This is a genomic window from Brevundimonas sp. NIBR10, assembly GCF_027912515.1.
Classification (GTDB): domain Bacteria; phylum Pseudomonadota; class Alphaproteobacteria; order Caulobacterales; family Caulobacteraceae; genus Brevundimonas.
This window is the reverse complement of record NZ_CP115464.1, coordinates 1,420,319-1,436,027: the sequence shown is the minus strand read 5'-3', so window position 1 is coordinate 1,436,027 and position 15,709 is coordinate 1,420,319. Positions and strand designations below refer to the sequence as shown.

The window sequence follows — 15,709 nt, the reverse complement described above, 5'->3', positions numbered from 1 at the left end:
CCTGAAGTTCGAGAGGATCATATGATGTTGCGCCGCAACAATGTTTGTTCGCAACTGCACAAATTATCGTCATGTCTCCCAAGCCGGAGCGCGATCCGTGCGGGCTTCGACTGCAACACCTTCATTTTTAGAGGAATATTTTCCTTAGCATCCCTTGCGGCCGGCTTGAGTCGTCACCACCTCTTTCGTCAGGTCTTTGAAAGTTTCAGGCCATGAAGCGGAGGCGCATCTCGAACCTGGCGGCGCTTTCCGTCCCGACCACGCAAGCCACTGATTTGATTGAGCGGACCTGGCGGTGTGGCGGTTTGGCGGCCTGTTTTCGAGACCGCCACCGCCAGCAACAAAGGTGTGGCGATCCCGGAGGGACTCGAACCCCCGACCTCTGCTTTAGGAAAGCCTTGCTCTATCCGGCTGAGCTACGGGACCACGCGGTCGCCTGACTAGCGGGTCCGGCCGCCCGGCGAAAGGCGGTGCGGGACCGTCCCGGGCATTTTTCCGCACGCCCCCCGCCGACCGCCGGGACGATTGTGGTTAATCGACCTTAAGATACAATATCTTGTAGGGAACAAAGCCTGAATCGGGCCGTGTCGATGATTCGGTCCTGATTCGTTTCGCGCCTGTTCCGCAGCTCCGGTCGATGCCGTTAACGCGGTCCGGAGTGCCGAGCGTTAGCGCCCCTGGACGCTACGCGTCCATCAAGGCCGCGAACCGGTCGAACAGATACAGGCTGTCCGTCGGTCCGGGCGAGGCCTCGGGGTGGTGCTGGACGCTGAACACGGGCTTGTCCTTCAGCCGGATGCCGCAGTTGGTGCCGTCGAACAGCGACACGTGCGTCTCGACCACGGCGTCGGGCAGGCTGTCGCGATCGACGGCGAAACCGTGGTTCATCGACACGATCTCGACCTTTCCGGTGGTCAGGTCCTTGACCGGGTGGTTGGCCCCGTGATGCCCCTGATCCATCTTGATCGTCTGGGCACCCAGAGCCAGGGCCAGCATCTGGTGGCCCAGGCAGATACCGAAGATCGGCTTTCCGCTGTCGACCAGTTTGCGGATTTCCGGCACGGCGTATTCGCCCGTCGCCGCCGGATCGCCCGGCCCGTTGGACAGCACCACCCCGTCGGGGCTGCGCGCCAGGATCTCTTCCGCCGTCGTCGTCGCCGGCACCACGGTGATCTTCGCGCCCGTGGACGCCAACGCCCGCAGGATGTTGCGCTTCACCCCATAGTCGATGACGACCACCGACTTGCGGCCCACGGTTTTCGGATGCCCCTCGGGCCATTCCCACAGGCCTTCGTCCCACTGGAACGCCTGAAGCGTCGAGGCTGGTTTGGCCAGGTCCAGGCCCACCAGCCCGGTCCAGGCCTTCGCCTCGGCGACCAGAGCCTCCAGGTCGAACCGGCCGTCCGGATCATGAGCGATCACGGCATGGGGGGCTCCCTTGTCGCGGATGATCTTGGTCAGGGCCCGGGTGTCGACCCCGGCCAGCCCGACCACGCCGCGCCGCTTCATCCAGGCGTCGAAGGTCGAGTCCGCGCGCCAGTTGGCCGCATCGGTCGGCACGTCGCGGAAGATCGCACCCCGCGCCGAGGTATCGGACCCGCCGCCCATCTGCTCGATGTCGTCGGAGTTGGTCCCCACATTGCCGACGTGCGGAAAGGTGAAGGCCAGGATCTGGCTCATGTAGGACGGGTCGGTCAGGATTTCCTGATAGCCGGTCATGGCCGTGTTGAAGACGACCTCGCCGAGCGCCGTGCCGGTCGCGCCCACGCCGATGCCTTGCAGGATGGTGCCGTCGGCCAGGGCCAGCACGCCGGTGCAGCCGGGGAGAAGTTGAGTGGTCATGGCGCGTCCCTTAGCACCGAATCCCGGCGCGCAAACGGCGGCGTGACTACAGACCCCCGATCTTGGGGTCAACGCCCGCCCTACTCGGGCACCCGCGCCCCGTCCCAGGCGAAGACCCCGCCGCTGTCGGCGGGCATCAATCCGTCCAGGACCGACAGCAGCCGCTCCGCCGAATAGGTCGCGTCGAACAGCCTTCCCTCCGCCACCCCTTTCTGGAACGGGGCGCTGAGGTCGGTCGCCACCGTCCCGGGATGCAGGCCCGCCACCACGGCCTGCGGATGCGACCGCGCGATCTCGATCGACAGGTTTTTCAGGATCATGTTCAGCGCAGCCTTGGACGCGCGGTAGCTGTGCCAGCCGCCCAGCCGGTTGTCCCCGATCGACCCCACCCGCGCCGACAGGGCCGCGAACACCGCCCGCCGATCACGCGGCAACAGAGGCAGGAAATGCTTGGCCACCAGCGCCGGCCCGACGGTGTTCACCCGATAATCCCGCAACAGATGCGCAGGTGTCATCGCCCGATACGACCGCTCGGGCGCCTCGCCGTGATGCAGCACGCCGGTCGCAACAAACACCAGGGTCGGTGCCGGACCCTTCGCTACCTCGGCCGCCGCCGTCGCGATCGAGGCCTCGTCCTCCAGGTCGAATCCGGTCCCCGAGCGCGAAAGCCGGTGGACGACAGCGAACCGCCCGGACGCCCCGGCCGCATCTGCGACTGCCCGGCCGATCCCGCCCGAGGCCCCGATGATGATTGCCGATGGTGCCGCGTCTTCGCTCATCGGCGCACAGGGCTCCCGTCAGGCCAGCGCCGCAAGCGGTCTTGCGTCGGGTGCGTCTGCACGTCACAGCACCGATCATGACCAAGGCCCCGATCACCACCGTCGGTCTCGATGCCGATGATACCCTCTGGCACAACGAGACCATCTTTCGTCTGACCCACGCGCGGTTCATCGCCCTGCTGGGTGACCGCGCCGATGCCGAGGTCATGGAGGCCCGGCTGGCCGAGGTCGAGCGGCGGAACCTGCGGCTCTATGGCTACGGCGTGAAGGGCTTCACCCTGTCGATGATCGAGACGGCCATGGAGTTGTGCGACGGCGAGGCCCCGTCCCACGTGGTCCGCGAGATCATGGCCGCGGGCAGAGAGATGCTGGCCCATCCGGTCGAGACCCTGCCCGGCGTGGACGAGGCCCTGGCGCGGTTGTCCGAACGCTACCGCCTGGTCCTGATCACCAAGGGCGACCTGCTGGATCAGGAGCGCAAGCTAGCGGCGTCCGGCCTCGGCGACCTGTTCGCGGCGGTGGAGATCGTCTCGGAAAAGGATCGCGGCACCTATGACCGCATCTTCGCCCGCCACGGCACGGGCGCGGTCGAGGCCGTCATGGCCGGCAATTCGATGAAGTCTGACGTCCTGCCGGCGCTGGAGGCGGGGGCCTTTGCCGTCCACATCCCCTATCATGTCACCTGGGCCCACGAACTGGCCGACGCGCCGGAGGACCACCCTCGCTACGGTGCGCTCGACGCCATCGCGGACCTGCCCGACTGGATCAACGCGCGGGCTGAGCCGCTCGACGCCGCCTGACCGGACGCTCCACGGTCAGGTCCAGCGCCCGCGAGGCCAGCAGCCGCCCGCCGCCCATGTCCACGATCATCCGCTGGCCTGCGAACGCCTCCATCCCGATCAGGGCGGCGGGGTATCCGGGGGCCGCTACATCGGAATAGATCGCGGTCTGAACCCGCTCGTACAGCCGGTCGCCGAAAGTCACCGTCCGCGCCTCCACCAGGGTCGAGGCCACGGCCCCGCCCAGCACCAGGCTGGACCCGCGCGCCTGATCCCGCCCATCCAGCAGACCCGCGCCGTGGGCCGACTCGCGGCTCAGCGCCAGCAGGCCCGAGGCGCCCGTGTCGACGATCGCCTCGACCGTCGCCCCTTCGACCGTGATCGTGGTCCCCAGGGCCTTGCCCACCTTGCGCACCTCGATGGCGATGACATCGGCAGGCAGCGGCGTTTCCCGCGCCACGAACCGCATCCGCCGCCTTTCCACATCGATGTCCAGCAGGCCCTGCGACAGCAGGTCCTGACCCAGGATCAGCGGCGTCGACAGCCCGTCCGCCCGCGCCAGCGGCCCCAGATCGAGGATCGCCGCCCTCAGGTTCTCGACGCGTGTCGCCCCCAGTCCGACATCCAGCGTCACCCCCTTGCCGACCTGCGCCCCGCCCCCGACGCCGTAGGCCAGCAGCGGCATGTCGAAGGTCCGCGCCAAACCCAGATCGGCGAACAGGGCCCGGTCGATGACCGAGAACTGCGCCCCGGAATCGATCAGCGCCCGCACCGTCCGTCCCCCAACGGTGGCCTCCACCGTCGGCAGCAGGGTGCGCGGCGCATCGAAGGCCAGCCATTCGTCAGCCGGCCCGAACACGACGTCCGGCCTGCGCCAGATCACATGATCCTTCAGCCACCATCCGCCGCCCACCGCCGCGCCCATCAACCCGAGCCTGACCAGAAGCGTCCTGCGATTCATGGTCCACAGATGGTCCCTATTCGCCCCGCGCGCCACCGGCGAAAGCGTCGCGGGCCAGCGCGACTGCGAGCGGCAGCGGGCTTTTCTCGCGTGACGGCGCCGCTTCCACTGGGTACGGAACGCACCCATGACGCAGAGCCCCGACACCTATGTCTCCACGCGCGGAGACACGACCCCGACCGACTTCGCCGAGGCCCTGCTGCGCGGCATGGCGCCGGACGGCGGCCTCTATATGCCCACGGCCTGGCCGACGCTGAACCCGTCCGCCTGGGCTCCGGGCCAGACCTATGCGGCGATCGCGTCGGCGGCCATGGCCCCCTATGTCGGAAACGCCCTGCCAGACGGCGCACTCGACCGGGCGCTGGCCAAACTGGTCGCCGGGTTCGACCATCCTGACGTCACCCCCCTGGTCCAGCTCGAGGACGACCTGTGGCTGCTGGAGCTGTTCCATGGCCCGACCGCCGCCTTCAAGGACCTGGCCATGCAGCTGGCCGCCTCCCTGGCCGACGAGGCCCTGGCGGCGTCCGGCGAGCGGCTGACCCTGGTGACGGCGACCAGCGGCGATACGGGCGCCGCCGCCGTTAACGCCTTTGCCAACAAGGCCCGCATCGACCTGATCGTGCTGCATCCCCTGGACCGGGTCTCGCCCGTTCAGCGCCGCCAGATGACCACGGTTGATGCCGACAACGTCCTGAACCTGGCCGTCCACGGCGATTTCGACGACTGCCAGCGGCTGGTGAAGGGCCTGCTGTCCGAGGAATCCCTGCGCGAGCGCGGCCGGTTCTCCTCGGTCAACTCGATCAACTGGGCCCGTCTGGCAGGCCAGATCCCCTATTACGTCTCCGCCGTCGCCCAGATGGCGGCGCAGGGCGAGACACGGGCACCGACCTTCGTCGTCCCCACCGGCAATTTCGGCGACGCATTCGCCGGGATCGCCGCGCGCAAGATGGGTCTGCCGATCGCCGGCTTCGTCGCCGCCGTGAACCAGAACGACGCCCTCGCCCGCGCCATCAACGACGGCCTCTATGCCCGCAAGGCCGCCGTCGAGACCGCGTCGGTCTCCATGGACGTCCAGGCCCCGTCCAATTTCGAGCGGCTGGTCTATGAAGCCTCCGGCCGCGACGCGGGGACTACTCGCGCCGTGTTCGAAACCTTCGCCCGCGACGGTTCGGTCACCCTCTCGGCCGCCCTGCTGTCCGCCCTGCGCGCCGAGGTCTCGGCCGTCTCGGTCGATGAGGCGACCACCCGCACAGAGATCGCCCACGCCTACTCCGCCTACGGACGGGTCGTCTGCCCCCACACCGCCGTGGCCCTGCACGCGGCCCGCAGCCAGACTCGCGGCACCGGCCCCATCGTCGCCTTGTCCACCGCCCACGCGGCCAAGTTCGGCAAGGATGTCGCCCCCGTTCTCGGCTTCGACCCCGACCCGCCGCGCGTCATCCGCGAGTTGGGCGACCGCCCCGAACGCCTGACCATCATCGAGGGTACGCCCGAGGCCGCGCTGGCCGCCGTGCGGGGGTTCCGCGCCTAGCGTCCGGCCCGCTCGTACCACCATTTCCGGAAAGCCTGGACGGCAATCAGGACGAACAGGGCGACGCCCGCCACGATCCACAGCCGGCCCCAGCCGTGCAGGATGTCCCACGCGCGCGAGGCGTTCCACAGCATGAAGGGTACGGCCAACAGACCCATGGCCAGCACGCCGTAGTTGATGCGCGCAAGGGCCTGCCGCCTGCGCTCATCGCGCGACAGGCCGGGTGCCGTCGGCACCCTGTAGGCCAGTTGTCGCGCGGGGGCGTTCCAGAGCCACAGCACGATCAGGGCGAACGCCAGCAGCAGGACGCCGACCCCGAGCGGTGCCCAAGGCCGGACGTCGGTGCCCGCCCAGGCCGACCAGACCCCTGCCGTCAGACCGACGAAGACGGTTGTGCCGAAGACCGCCCATCCCGCCAGCCTCAACGACCGCGCGAAGCCAGAGACGAAGTCGGCGTGTTCCTCGGCGTTCAGCCGAACGGCAGGGCCGGTCCGGTTGCGACGATACAGGAAGCCCTGCCCATCCGGCTCGAACTGCGCCACGAACGCGGCCTTCAGCTTTGCGAAACTGCCTGTGTGGATCATGGCCGGAGCCTACGCCCCGGTCGGCGCAGGCGGAACCGACCGTATCTGACCGGACTCAGGCCGCCTCGGCCACCCGCCACCAGTCGACACGGCGGAAGAAGGCCTGCGGATCCTTGGGGGTCACCAGCTTGGTCGGGTCGTGGAAGATGCGGTCGTGCAGGCGGGTCAGGGTGAACCGCACCGCCGCCGCCTCGCCCAGCCCCGGCAGGGCCAGCGCCTCGGCCCGCGTCAGGGGCCGCACCGTCTCATATGCGCGCCGGAAGGCCTCCGCCGCGCCCGCGATCGGCCGGCCCTCGCCATCGAACGCCCAGGCGCTGAGCGCGATGGCCAGATCATAGGCCAGGGGGCCGGTGCAGCCGAAATAGAAGTCGATCACCCCGGACACCGCACCGTCCTCGAACAGCACATTGTCCGGAAAATAGTCGGCGTGGATCGCGCCGGTGGGCAGATCGTCCGTAAACGGATCGCCGATCCGCGCCAGCGCCGCCTCGACCCCGATCAGGATGGACAGGTCCTCGCCCCGGGGCCTTCCTTGCAGCCCCTTGGCGCACCGATCCGCCAGGGCGCGCCAGGCGGCCCGGCCCACCGGATTGACCCGCCGCCCCTCAAAGCTCGCTCCAGCCAGATGCAGCCGGGCCAGCATCGCCCCGGCCGCCGCCTGATCCTCCGACGACGGCGTCCTCAGCCAGGCGCCGGGCAGCCATTCGACGATCGCCGCCGGCCGGCCGTTCAGCACCCCGATCCATTCGCCGTCGCGATCCCTCAGCGGCCGCGCCGCCGGGAATCCCGCCTGTCCCAGATGGTCGGTGAACCCCAGGCAGAACGGCAGGGACGCGGCATCCGTCCGCCCCTCGAACAGGGTCAGCACGAACCGCCCGGCTGAGGTCTCGAGACGGAAATTGGTGTTCTCCACCCCTTCCGCGATGGCGTGCAGCGACCGGAATTCGCCGACGGCCGGATAGGCCGCCACGAAGGCCCGCGCCTGATCGTCCGAGACCGGAGTGAAGACCGCCATGGCCTAGTGGTATCCCAGTTCGGCGTGTTTGGCGCGGATGATGTCGGCGACGTCGGCCAGCACGCTCTCCGTCGTCGGCCAGCGCCCGGCCCCGCGACCCTTGCAGAGCCACACCCTGCCGTCCTCGCCATGGACCCGCAGCGCGTTGCGCTCGCCGCGCAGGTCCTCGAACATCGGATCGGGCAGGTCGTTCAGCAGCTTGACCGAGGCCTCCAGCTTGCCGTCCGACAGGCGACAGGCACCGATCTGGCGAACCGGCCCGCCCTCGGCGCGCGGCTTGAACGCGGCCGACAGCACGTCGCAGGTGATCGATCCGTCCGCCGGCGTCTCGCCGAACGCCTCGAAGGCCAGAAGCCGAACCTTTGCCGCCGCATCGCGTCCCTCCAGGTCCGAGGACGGATCTTCCTCTGCAAAGCCCGCCACCCGGGCGTCGGCCAGGGCATCGGAGAAATCGGCCCCCGCCCCGATGCGATCCAGCATGAAGTTGACCGTGCCGTTGAGCACCGCCTCGAAGCCCGCCACCGGCCCGGCCGCCCGCGCCGCCCGCAGTGTCTCGATCATCGGCACCCCGCCACCGACCGCGGCCGAATAGGCCAGGCGCGCGCCGTGTTTCTCGGCCAGGGCCTGCAAGCCCGCCGGGTCGCGGCTGATCGCCTGTTTGTTGGCGCTGGCCACGTCGATGCCGCGTTCCAGAGCGGCGCGGATCAGGGCATGCCCCGCCTCACCCTCGGACAGGGCTTCGACCAGCAGGTCGGGCTTGAGGTCCAGCAGCCCTTGCGCATCCGCGGTGAACAGATCGGCCGGAGCAGCCACGTCCCTAAGCTTCTTCGGATCGCGCACCAGCACGCCGACGACCTGATAACGGGTGTCGGGCAGCAGACGCGCCAGCAGCCCGCCCCCGACCACGCCGCAACCGGCGATCGCGACCCGCACCGGGGCATCGGGGATCGAGCGCCCGGGCGGTGCCGAATGCTCGCCCACCACCGTCGAATCGGCCCGGCCCAGCGCCGCCACCTCGATCTCCACGCCGCGTTCCTGTCCCAGGTCGATCGCGTCATGCTGGACCAGGGCCCCGCCGTGACGCCGCGCATCGTCCCACGACGCCCGGCGATAGCGCAGCGGCTTGCCCGAGGCGCTTGCCGGATCACGGTCGTACAGACCGTCGACATCCTTGACCAACCGCACCCGATCTAGACCCAGCTCGGCTGCCAGGAACACCGCCGTCAGGTCCGATCCACCCCGCCCCAGCAAGGCCACCCGCCCGTCGGGCCGCAGGGCACCGAAGCCCGGCACCACCACCACCTGATGCTCGGCCAGCGCCTTGTGCAGCGCTTCGCCGCGCAGGCCACAGGGGTGGGCGTGCTCCAGCTCGCCCTCAGCCACGATGCCCAGTTCCTTGACCGACAGCGACACCGCATCCAGCCCGATCCGGTCGCAGGCGATGGCCGTCAGAGCCGCCGCCTTCTCTTCGCCCAGGGCGACATAGCCGGGCAGAAGGTCGTTCTCGTGATCCAGCCCCAGTTCGCGGGCGTCGGCCAGAAGCCGGTCGGTATGGCCGCCGAAGGCCGAGACCACCGCCACGACCTTCCGGCCGGCCCGCACGTGGCCATAGACCTCCGACGCCACGGCCGGCGCATCCGCTTGGGTCCGCAGGATCGAGGATCCGAACTTCAGCACCACAACTTCGGCGGCGTCGGATTTCGGTTTGTCCACGAGGGCGAATACCGATTTGAGGGCGGGAGCGAGGACGGAAGATGAGCTGGACATCGGATTCTCTGGAATTCTGGAAAGGGTGCGAAATGTGAAATCGGGCAAGAAAAAACCCGCTCCGGGGGTCCGGGCGGGTTCGGGTTGGGCTGGTCGGGGTCCGACGCGCGCTAACCTGTTCCCGCCCGCGAGGGGCCGGTGATGGTCATACCGCCGGTGGTGGTGAGCGCAGTCATGCCCATCCGCACGCCCATTCCGGCGGCGGTGCTAATCGAGATGGCGATGCGGCCAAGTCGCGACAACGGGGCGTATCCTTGCGAAAATCCTGAGCCTCAGGGTGTCGAGGTCGGACGACCCCGTCAAGCCCGGATTGGAAGTTTTTTGCGCAAACTGGCAATTCGGCGAGTATAGGGCCGCAAGCCTGCCCACCCGTTTGGGCGTGTCGCGATCTTTTTCTCCTTGACGGAATGCGGCTTTTTCATCATCTGTGGTCGCACTCATCAAGACCGACCGAGGGATAGGCCCTTTGACGTCGGGGCAACCATCGGGTTCCACCCGAACGGTGCCAACTCCTGCGAGGGTCCGGGAAACCGGGCTCGCGAGAGATGGGTGGAGCGTCGAAGAGGCGACACTCCACGATCTGTCATCGCATCCGGAGCCTTGCTGGGCGGGACGATGCGGAACGACGATGCCTTTCGACACTCAGACGACGATTGAAAACCTGCGCAGGCCCGTCGGCCGCGACGGCGCCGTCCTGCCGGTGCCGTCCATGCCTGTGTTCGCCCGCCGCTCGCGCCAGGGCAACGCCGCCGACGTGACCATCGAGATCCCCGCCGATTTCCGCCTCCAGTCCGGCGAGAAACTCGGCCAGACCTTCCTGACCGGTCGCCTGCATGGCCGTGAAGGCGCGCCCGTCGTCGTGGTGGCCGGCGGCATTTCCTCGGGCCGGTTCGTTCACAGGACCGAGACCAACGGCCTGGGCTGGTGGTCCGACGCCGTGTCCATGGGCGGACCGATCGACCTGCGGCGATGTCAGGTCCTGGCCTTCGACTACGCCCCGACCGGCAAGACCGGCGAAGAGGCCCTGACCATCACCACCCACGATCAGGCCCGCCTGCTGGCCCTGCTGCTGGATCGACTGGGCATCGAGCGGGTCGCCGCCTTCGTCGGCTGTTCCTACGGCGGCATGATCGGCCTCAGCTTCGCCGAACTGTTCCCGCGCTGGATCGAGCAGTTGATCGTCGTCTCGGCCGCCCACCGCGCCCACCCCCAGGCCACGGCCTGGCGTGGCATCCAGCGCCGCATCCTGAAGTTGGCGGTCGACGCCGGCCGGCCCGAGGACGGCGTCGCCCTGGCCCGCGAACTGGCCATGACCACCTATCGCACCGCCGAGGAATTCGGCGACCGCTTCGCCAGCGACGCGCCCACGTTTGCCGGTCAATCCTATCCCGTGTGCGAATACCTGACCGCGCGGGGCAAGGCCTATCGCACCCACACCACGCCGTCGCGCTGGCTCAGCCTGTCGGACTCGATCGATCGCCATTCGGTCCTGCCGGAATCGATCACCACCCCCACCACCCTGGTCGGCTTCACCTCCGACCGGCTGGTGCCGATCGACGACATGCGCGAGCTCGCCGCCCGCCTGCCCACCCTCTGGCGTCTGGTGGAGGCTCCGTCCCTCTATGGCCACGACGCCTTTCTGAAGGAGGACGCCCTCGTCGGCGACATCCTCCGTACCGCTCTCAAGGACATCGACCAGTGACCCGCCCAACGCGTACGACGAAAGACATCCGCACCCTCTGTGCCCGCTCGGGCGTGGATCAGGACCCGGCCCACGGCGCGGTCATGCCGCCCCTGTATCTGTCGTCGAACTATTCCTTCGCCGGCTTCGACCAGAAGCGGAAATACGACTACTCTCGCTCGGGCAATCCCACGCGTGATGTACTCGCCGACACCCTGGCCGAGCTGGAGGGCGGTGCCGGCTGCGTGGTGACCTCGACCGGCATGGCGGCGGTCGATCTGCCGCTGAACCTGCTGTCGCCCGGCGACCTGCTGATCGCGCCCCACGACTGCTACGGCGGCACCCACCGCCTGTTGTGCGCCCATGCGAAGAAGGGCCATTTCGAGGTTCTGTGGGTCGATCAGGGTGATCCCGTCGCGCTCGCCGCCGCCTTCGCGCTGAACCCCAAACTGGTGCTGGTCGAGACCCCGTCCAACCCCCTGCTGCGCGTCGTCGACGTCGCCGACATCTGCGTTCGCGCCCATGCGGTCGGGGCCAAGGTCATCGCCGACAACACCTTCCTGTCGCCCGCCCTGCAACGCCCGATCGAACTGGGTGCCGACATCGTCGTCCACTCGACCACCAAATACATCAACGGTCACTCGGACGTCGTCGGTGGTGCCGTGATCTGCGCCGATCCGGCCGATCACACCGAACTGGCCTGGTGGGCCAACTGCAAGGGTGTCACCGGGGGGGCCTTCGACGCCTATCTGACCATGCGCGGCATCCGCACCCTGTTCACCCGCATCGAGCGGCAACAGGAGACGGCCGGCCACGTCGCCGCCCTGCTGGAGGCCCATCCTGCGGTCAAGGCGGTCCACTATCCCGGCCTGAAGTCCCACCCCAACCACGCCCTGGCCGCGCGCCAGCAACAGGGTCCGGGCGCCATGCTGTCGTTTGAACTGCACGGCGGCGTCGAGGCCGTCCGCACCCTGGTCGAGGATCTGGAGACCTTCACCCTGGCGGAATCACTGGGCGGGGTCGAAAGCCTGATCGCTCATCCGGCCACCATGACCCACGCCGCCATGACGCCCGAGGCCCGCGAGGTCGCCGGCATCACCGACGGCCTGCTGCGCCTGTCGGTCGGGCTCGAGCACCAGGACGACCTGATCGCCGACCTGGTTCGCGCCCTGGACGCCGTCTCGGTGGAGCGGGCCGAGGCGGCCTGATCGATTACCGTCCGCCGGTCCGCAGGGATCGGCGGACGACCATCAGGGCCGCGACCACGCAGGCCCCGAACAGCCCGCCTTCCAGCCCCGCCGTGACGGACTGACTGATCAGGCCGAACCCGCTTTCGCCGAACAGCCCACCGAGGTGATCCAGCGTCAGGCGCGACTGCGAAAACCGTTCGGCCAGCAGTTGAAGACTCCCGCCCATCAGCCGCCCGCCGAGCAGGACAATGGTCACCCCGGCCGCGGCCGCCAGCAGGCCCGCAACGGCGATCCTGACCGGCCGTAAAAACTTCGCCGCCGCGCCGTTCGCCAGGCTCGCGCCCAGTCCGACGGCTCCGCCCAGAAGGGCCCCTTCCGGCGCGCCCGTGATCCCTCCCGGCGACTGGCCGAACAACAGGGTGAAGGCGTCCAGCCCGACCAGCTTGACCACCGCCCCGACCACCAGACCGCCCACGGCCCCGCCGACCACGCCCCAGATCCCCCGGCGGCCCGGCGCGAACTCGGCGGCGGCGATGCCAAAGCCGACGCCCGCCCCGCCCATCAGCCCGACCGCCATGGTCAGGACCGCGACGACCAGCAGGGCCGAGGCCCCCCCACCCTCGGACCCGCCCGCCACGCCGGCGAACCCATAGACCAGCCCGCCCATCAGCCCGGCCGCGCCCCCGCCCAGCATCCCGCCGCGCCCGAGGCGAAAGACGGTATCCCAGACCCCGCGCGACGTCGGCTCCGTTGCGTCCGCCACGGCGGTACCCGCCGCTGCAATGGCCTGCACCGAGGCCGCAGCCGCGCCGTCCTCCCGCATTACCAGCGCGATAAAGCGATAGCCGTGTTTGGGAGCCGTCTCGATGAAGCGGGGGTTGGACACGTCGTCGCCCAGCACCCGACGCAGGGACCGAATGCACTGGGTCAGGGCCTCGTCGGTGACCGGCACGCCGCGCCAGACCTCATCCATGAACCGCGCCTTGGTCACCAGCCGCCCCGGCTCCGAAACCAGAAGCACCAGGGCGTCGAAATAGCGGCCGCTCAGCTCGACCATCTCCCCGTCGCGGGTCAGGCGGCGATCCTGGGGCTCCAGCACGAAGCGATCGAATCGATAGGTGCCGTCAGCCACTATTCAGAACGCCCTCAGGGTTTGCTCATGATTTTCACCAGCCGGACGGCGACGGTGCGGACCTTACCCATGCCACGGATCGACGACCATGACGAATGCCTCCACGCCCGGCGCGCGCCGACGCGATCTGATCCTCAGGGTCATCGGCTGGTCCACGATCGCGGTCCTTCTGCTGGCCCCGGCGATCGCCATGCAGATGGGCGCGGAGGGCGTGGTCTGGACCGCCGGCGACTTCGTCTTCGCCGGGATCATTCTGGGCGGGGCCGGCATCGTCTGCGAGCTGATCGCCTGGCGTTCGGGCGACATGTTCTATCGCTCCGGTGCCGTGCTGGGCCTGTTTGCCTGCGTCGCCCTGGTCTGGGTTAACGGCGCAGTGGGCATCATCGGCAGCGAGGACGAGGCGGCCAACCTGCTCTACCTCGGCGTCATGGGCATTGCCCTGATCGGCGCGGTGATGGCCCGGTTCGAGGCCAGGGGCATGGTCCTGGCCATGATCGCCGCCGCCCTGGCCCAGGTCGCCGTCGCAGTCACGGCCCTGATCGCCGGCTGGGGTTCGACCAGCGAAATCTATCCGCGCGACATCGTCGGAGCGACCGGCATCTTCGCTCTGATCTGGCTTCTGTCGGCCGCCCTGTTCCGACAGGCGGCTCGCAAGACCGCCTAGCTCTTCAGCCGCCAGCCCGAGCGGAACACCAGCCAGCAGGCGCAGGCCATGACCACCGTCAGCACCGCGCTCGCCGCCATCCCGATCCAGACCGACCCCTCCGCCTGGCCGATGAAGCCCGAACGGAAGCCGTCGATCAGATAGAAGAAGGGGTTGAAATGGCTGATGGTGGCGAAGGGCTCGGGCAGGTTCTCGACCAGGTAAAATGCGCCCGACAGGAAGGTCATCGGCATGACCACGAAATTCTGCACCGCCGCCAGCTGGTCGAACTTCTCGGCCCAGAGTCCTGCGAACACGCCGACCATCCCCATCAGCAGAGACGCCACCAGGGCGAAATAGACGATCAGCGCCACGTTGGTGACGCCCAGCTTCGCGAACGGCATGACGCAGATGGCGGTGACCAGCCCGACCGCGATCCCCCGCGTCGCCGCCCCCAGCGAAAACCCGATGGTCAGCTCCAGCGGGCTCAACGGCGGGGTCAGGAAATCGGTCGCCGTGCCCATGATCTTGGCCTGGATCAGGCTGGAGCTGGAGTTGGCGAAGGCGTTGTTCAGGATCGCCATCATGATCAGGCCGGGGGCCACGAACTCGGCGAAGGGCGTACCGTGCAACGGCGGCCGCGACCCCTTCAGCGCCACCACGAAGACCAGCATATACAGCAGGGTCGTCACCACCGGCGCCGCCACCGTCTGGGCCCCCACCTTCCAGAACCGGCGCACCTCGCGCAGATACAGGGTCTGCACCCCGATCCAGTTTATCCCGTCATAGCGACGCGGCGTGGGCAGGCCGGAGGGGCGAGTCGAGGCGAGATCGGTCATGCCAGCGCAAATGCGGCCGGACGGGCCCGGATGCAAGGGCCGAACACCGTCGCAACGCTCACGCAGGATGTGGACATTTACCACTCTCTTCAACCCGACGTTGACGGCGCGGAACCATGATGGCGACCTTACCCGAGCCGTACGAGCCCTCCGATGCTGCTTTTGCGCCCGCTGATCCGCTACGCCGACTTCAGAGGACGAGCCAGCCGGGGCGAGTACTGGCTGTTCATGCTCACTCAGGGCCTGATCTACATCGGCTGTGTCGTGTTGGCCGTCACCTCCCTGGCCAACGGTCCGCGTGGCGTCCTCGGCCTGGCCGGGTGGCTGGGTTTCGCCCTGCTGCTGGTGCTGGCCTTCGCCTTGCCCAACTATGCGGTGCTGGCCCGGCGACTGCATGACAGCGGTCGGTCGGCCTTCTGGATGGCGCTGCTGCTGCCGACCTTCGCCACCAACCTGGCCACCTTCCGCGCGATGGGGTCCCTGGCGACACAACCGCAGCTCGCCGGCCTGAACACTCAGGACGCCATGGCCCAGGCCCTGGCCGGACCCTTCGCCAGCGTCGGCGCCATCGCCATCGTCGCCTCGATCTGCAGCATGGCCCTGTTTGTCCTGACACTGATGCCGGGGACTCAAGGTCCGAACCGCTTCGGCCCTGACCCCCGCGATCCCGATGCGAAGGCCCCGGTGCGGTCGGCCGGCATCGACGACGACCGTCTGGAGGAGCTGTTCGCCCAGGCCAGGCGCGAGTCGCGCGCCGGCGAGGCCCCCTACAAACCCGTCTTCGACTTCGGACCCGGCCCGATCGCCGAGACCCCCGCCCCACCCGCACGCACCGTCGACTGGGGCCAGCCGACCCCGCCCGCCTGGGACCCCGGCGTCGCGCCGAGCCGCCCCTTCGGCCGCCGGACCTAGAGACGCGCAGGCGTTGTCCGGACAGGATTTGCGACTGTCCGGACACGGCCTTGA

At 68.8% G+C, this 15,709-nt stretch carries 15 protein-coding genes, 1 tRNA gene and 1 riboswitch; of the genes, 6 read left to right on the top strand and 10 right to left on the bottom strand.

Annotated elements, in window-relative coordinates; all coding sequences use genetic code 11:
* Positions 1–349: 349 nt before the first annotated feature.
* The 3 genes from O5K39_RS06985 to O5K39_RS06975 form a co-directional block, all read right to left on the bottom strand.
* Positions 350–426: transfer RNA gene (locus tag O5K39_RS06985), tRNA-Arg, on the bottom strand.
* A 258-nt stretch (positions 427–684) separates the two neighbouring features.
* A complete protein-coding gene (gene carA / locus O5K39_RS06980) occupies positions 685–1,842 on the bottom strand; it encodes a glutamine-hydrolyzing carbamoyl-phosphate synthase small subunit (protein WP_271146553.1) in 1,158 nt (385 codons plus the stop codon).
* 80 nt (positions 1,843–1,922) lie between these two features.
* On the bottom strand, positions 1,923–2,621 hold the full coding sequence (locus tag O5K39_RS06975; RefSeq protein ID WP_271146552.1) for an SDR family NAD(P)-dependent oxidoreductase: 699 nt from the start codon (positions 2,619–2,621) through the stop codon (positions 1,923–1,925).
* A gap of 77 nt (positions 2,622–2,698) precedes the next feature.
* Here O5K39_RS06975 and O5K39_RS06970 point away from each other — a divergent pair, with 77 nt between their 5' ends.
* Positions 2,699–3,421 carry an HAD family hydrolase gene (locus O5K39_RS06970; RefSeq protein WP_271146551.1) on the top strand — a complete coding sequence of 241 codons (723 nt, stop codon included), beginning with the start codon at positions 2,699–2,701 and terminating at the stop codon, positions 3,419–3,421.
* On the opposite strand, the gene O5K39_RS06965 is transcribed toward O5K39_RS06970, so the two are convergent.
* Complete coding sequence (locus O5K39_RS06965; protein WP_271146550.1) at positions 3,387–4,361, bottom strand: aspartyl protease family protein; 975 nt, start codon at positions 4,359–4,361, stop codon at positions 3,387–3,389. The two genes, O5K39_RS06970 and O5K39_RS06965, sit on opposite strands and share 35 nt — an antisense overlap.
* A gap of 127 nt (positions 4,362–4,488) precedes the next feature.
* On the opposite strand from O5K39_RS06965, the gene thrC reads away from it, so the two are divergent.
* Positions 4,489–5,892 carry a threonine synthase gene (gene thrC / locus O5K39_RS06960; protein WP_271146549.1) on the top strand — a complete coding sequence of 468 codons (1,404 nt, stop codon included), beginning with the start codon at positions 4,489–4,491 and terminating at the stop codon, positions 5,890–5,892.
* On the opposite strand, the gene O5K39_RS06955 is transcribed toward thrC, so the two are convergent.
* From O5K39_RS06955 to O5K39_RS06940, 4 genes are all read right to left on the bottom strand, one after another.
* Positions 5,889–6,476, bottom strand: coding sequence for a hypothetical protein (locus O5K39_RS06955; RefSeq protein ID WP_271146548.1), 588 nt, complete (start codon positions 6,474–6,476; stop codon positions 5,889–5,891). The genes thrC and O5K39_RS06955 overlap by 4 nt on opposite strands.
* Positions 6,477–6,531: 55 nt before the next feature.
* Positions 6,532–7,491 (bottom strand): homoserine kinase, encoded by a 960-nt coding sequence (gene thrB, locus O5K39_RS06950; protein WP_271146547.1) that lies wholly within the window; start codon positions 7,489–7,491, stop codon positions 6,532–6,534.
* A 3-nt stretch (positions 7,492–7,494) separates the two neighbouring features.
* Entirely contained in the window at positions 7,495–9,258 is a 1,764-nt protein-coding gene (locus O5K39_RS06945; protein ID WP_271146546.1) for a homoserine dehydrogenase, read from the bottom strand.
* A 110-nt stretch (positions 9,259–9,368) separates the two neighbouring features.
* Positions 9,369–9,500, bottom strand: coding sequence for a hypothetical protein (locus O5K39_RS06940; RefSeq protein ID WP_271146545.1), 132 nt, complete (start codon positions 9,498–9,500; stop codon positions 9,369–9,371).
* A gap of 192 nt (positions 9,501–9,692) precedes the next feature.
* Positions 9,693–9,810, top strand: a riboswitch (SAM riboswitch).
* A gap of 76 nt (positions 9,811–9,886) precedes the next feature.
* On the opposite strand from O5K39_RS06940, the gene O5K39_RS06935 reads away from it, so the two are divergent.
* Both O5K39_RS06935 and metB read left to right on the top strand, forming a co-directional pair.
* Complete coding sequence (locus O5K39_RS06935) at positions 9,887–10,960, top strand: homoserine O-succinyltransferase (protein WP_271146544.1); 1,074 nt, start codon at positions 9,887–9,889, stop codon at positions 10,958–10,960.
* Positions 10,957–12,147: a cystathionine gamma-synthase gene (gene metB / locus O5K39_RS06930; RefSeq protein ID WP_271146543.1), complete on the top strand. Its 1,191-nt coding sequence runs from the start codon at positions 10,957–10,959 to the stop codon at positions 12,145–12,147. The genes O5K39_RS06935 and metB overlap by 4 nt, the downstream gene beginning before the upstream one ends.
* A gap of 4 nt (positions 12,148–12,151) precedes the next feature.
* Here metB and O5K39_RS06925 read toward each other — a convergent pair whose 3' ends face one another.
* Positions 12,152–13,261 carry a transcriptional regulator gene (locus O5K39_RS06925; RefSeq protein WP_271146542.1) on the bottom strand — a complete coding sequence of 370 codons (1,110 nt, stop codon included), beginning with the start codon at positions 13,259–13,261 and terminating at the stop codon, positions 12,152–12,154.
* Between the two features lie 88 nt (positions 13,262–13,349).
* Here O5K39_RS06925 and O5K39_RS06920 point away from each other — a divergent pair, with 88 nt between their 5' ends.
* Positions 13,350–13,925, top strand: coding sequence for a hypothetical protein (locus O5K39_RS06920; RefSeq protein WP_271146541.1), 576 nt, complete (start codon positions 13,350–13,352; stop codon positions 13,923–13,925).
* Here O5K39_RS06920 and O5K39_RS06915 read toward each other — a convergent pair.
* Entirely contained in the window at positions 13,922–14,743 is an 822-nt protein-coding gene (locus O5K39_RS06915; RefSeq protein WP_271146540.1) for an ABC transporter permease, read from the bottom strand. The two genes, O5K39_RS06920 and O5K39_RS06915, sit on opposite strands and share 4 nt — an antisense overlap.
* Before the next feature lie 153 nt (positions 14,744–14,896).
* Here O5K39_RS06915 and O5K39_RS06910 point away from each other — a divergent pair, with 153 nt between their 5' ends.
* Positions 14,897–15,655, top strand: coding sequence for a DUF805 domain-containing protein (locus O5K39_RS06910; RefSeq protein WP_271146539.1), 759 nt, complete (start codon positions 14,897–14,899; stop codon positions 15,653–15,655).
* The last annotated feature ends 54 nt before the right edge of the window (positions 15,656–15,709 follow it).

Excerpts from the sequence above, each read along its gene's own strand:
- carA (WP_271146553.1), bottom strand. The coding sequence starts at position 1,842 with ATGACCACTCAACTTCTCCCCGGCTGCACCGGCGTGCTGGCCCTGGCC.
- O5K39_RS06975 (WP_271146552.1), bottom strand. The coding sequence starts at position 2,621 with ATGAGCGAAGACGCGGCACCATCGGCAATCATCATCGGGGCCTCGGGC.
- O5K39_RS06970 (WP_271146551.1), top strand. The coding sequence starts at position 2,699 with ATGACCAAGGCCCCGATCACCACCGTCGGTCTCGATGCCGATGATACC.
- O5K39_RS06965 (WP_271146550.1), bottom strand. The coding sequence starts at position 4,361 with ATGAATCGCAGGACGCTTCTGGTCAGGCTCGGGTTGATGGGCGCGGCG.
- thrC (WP_271146549.1), top strand. The coding sequence starts at position 4,489 with ATGACGCAGAGCCCCGACACCTATGTCTCCACGCGCGGAGACACGACC.
- O5K39_RS06955 (WP_271146548.1), bottom strand. The coding sequence starts at position 6,476 with ATGATCCACACAGGCAGTTTCGCAAAGCTGAAGGCCGCGTTCGTGGCG.
- thrB (WP_271146547.1), bottom strand. The coding sequence starts at position 7,491 with ATGGCGGTCTTCACTCCGGTCTCGGACGATCAGGCGCGGGCCTTCGTG.
- O5K39_RS06945 (WP_271146546.1), bottom strand. The coding sequence starts at position 9,258 with ATGTCCAGCTCATCTTCCGTCCTCGCTCCCGCCCTCAAATCGGTATTC.
- O5K39_RS06935 (WP_271146544.1), top strand. The coding sequence starts at position 9,887 with ATGCCTTTCGACACTCAGACGACGATTGAAAACCTGCGCAGGCCCGTC.
- O5K39_RS06920 (WP_271146541.1), top strand. The coding sequence starts at position 13,350 with ATGACGAATGCCTCCACGCCCGGCGCGCGCCGACGCGATCTGATCCTC.
- O5K39_RS06915 (WP_271146540.1), bottom strand. The coding sequence starts at position 14,743 with ATGACCGATCTCGCCTCGACTCGCCCCTCCGGCCTGCCCACGCCGCGT.
- O5K39_RS06910 (WP_271146539.1), top strand. The coding sequence starts at position 14,897 with ATGCTGCTTTTGCGCCCGCTGATCCGCTACGCCGACTTCAGAGGACGA.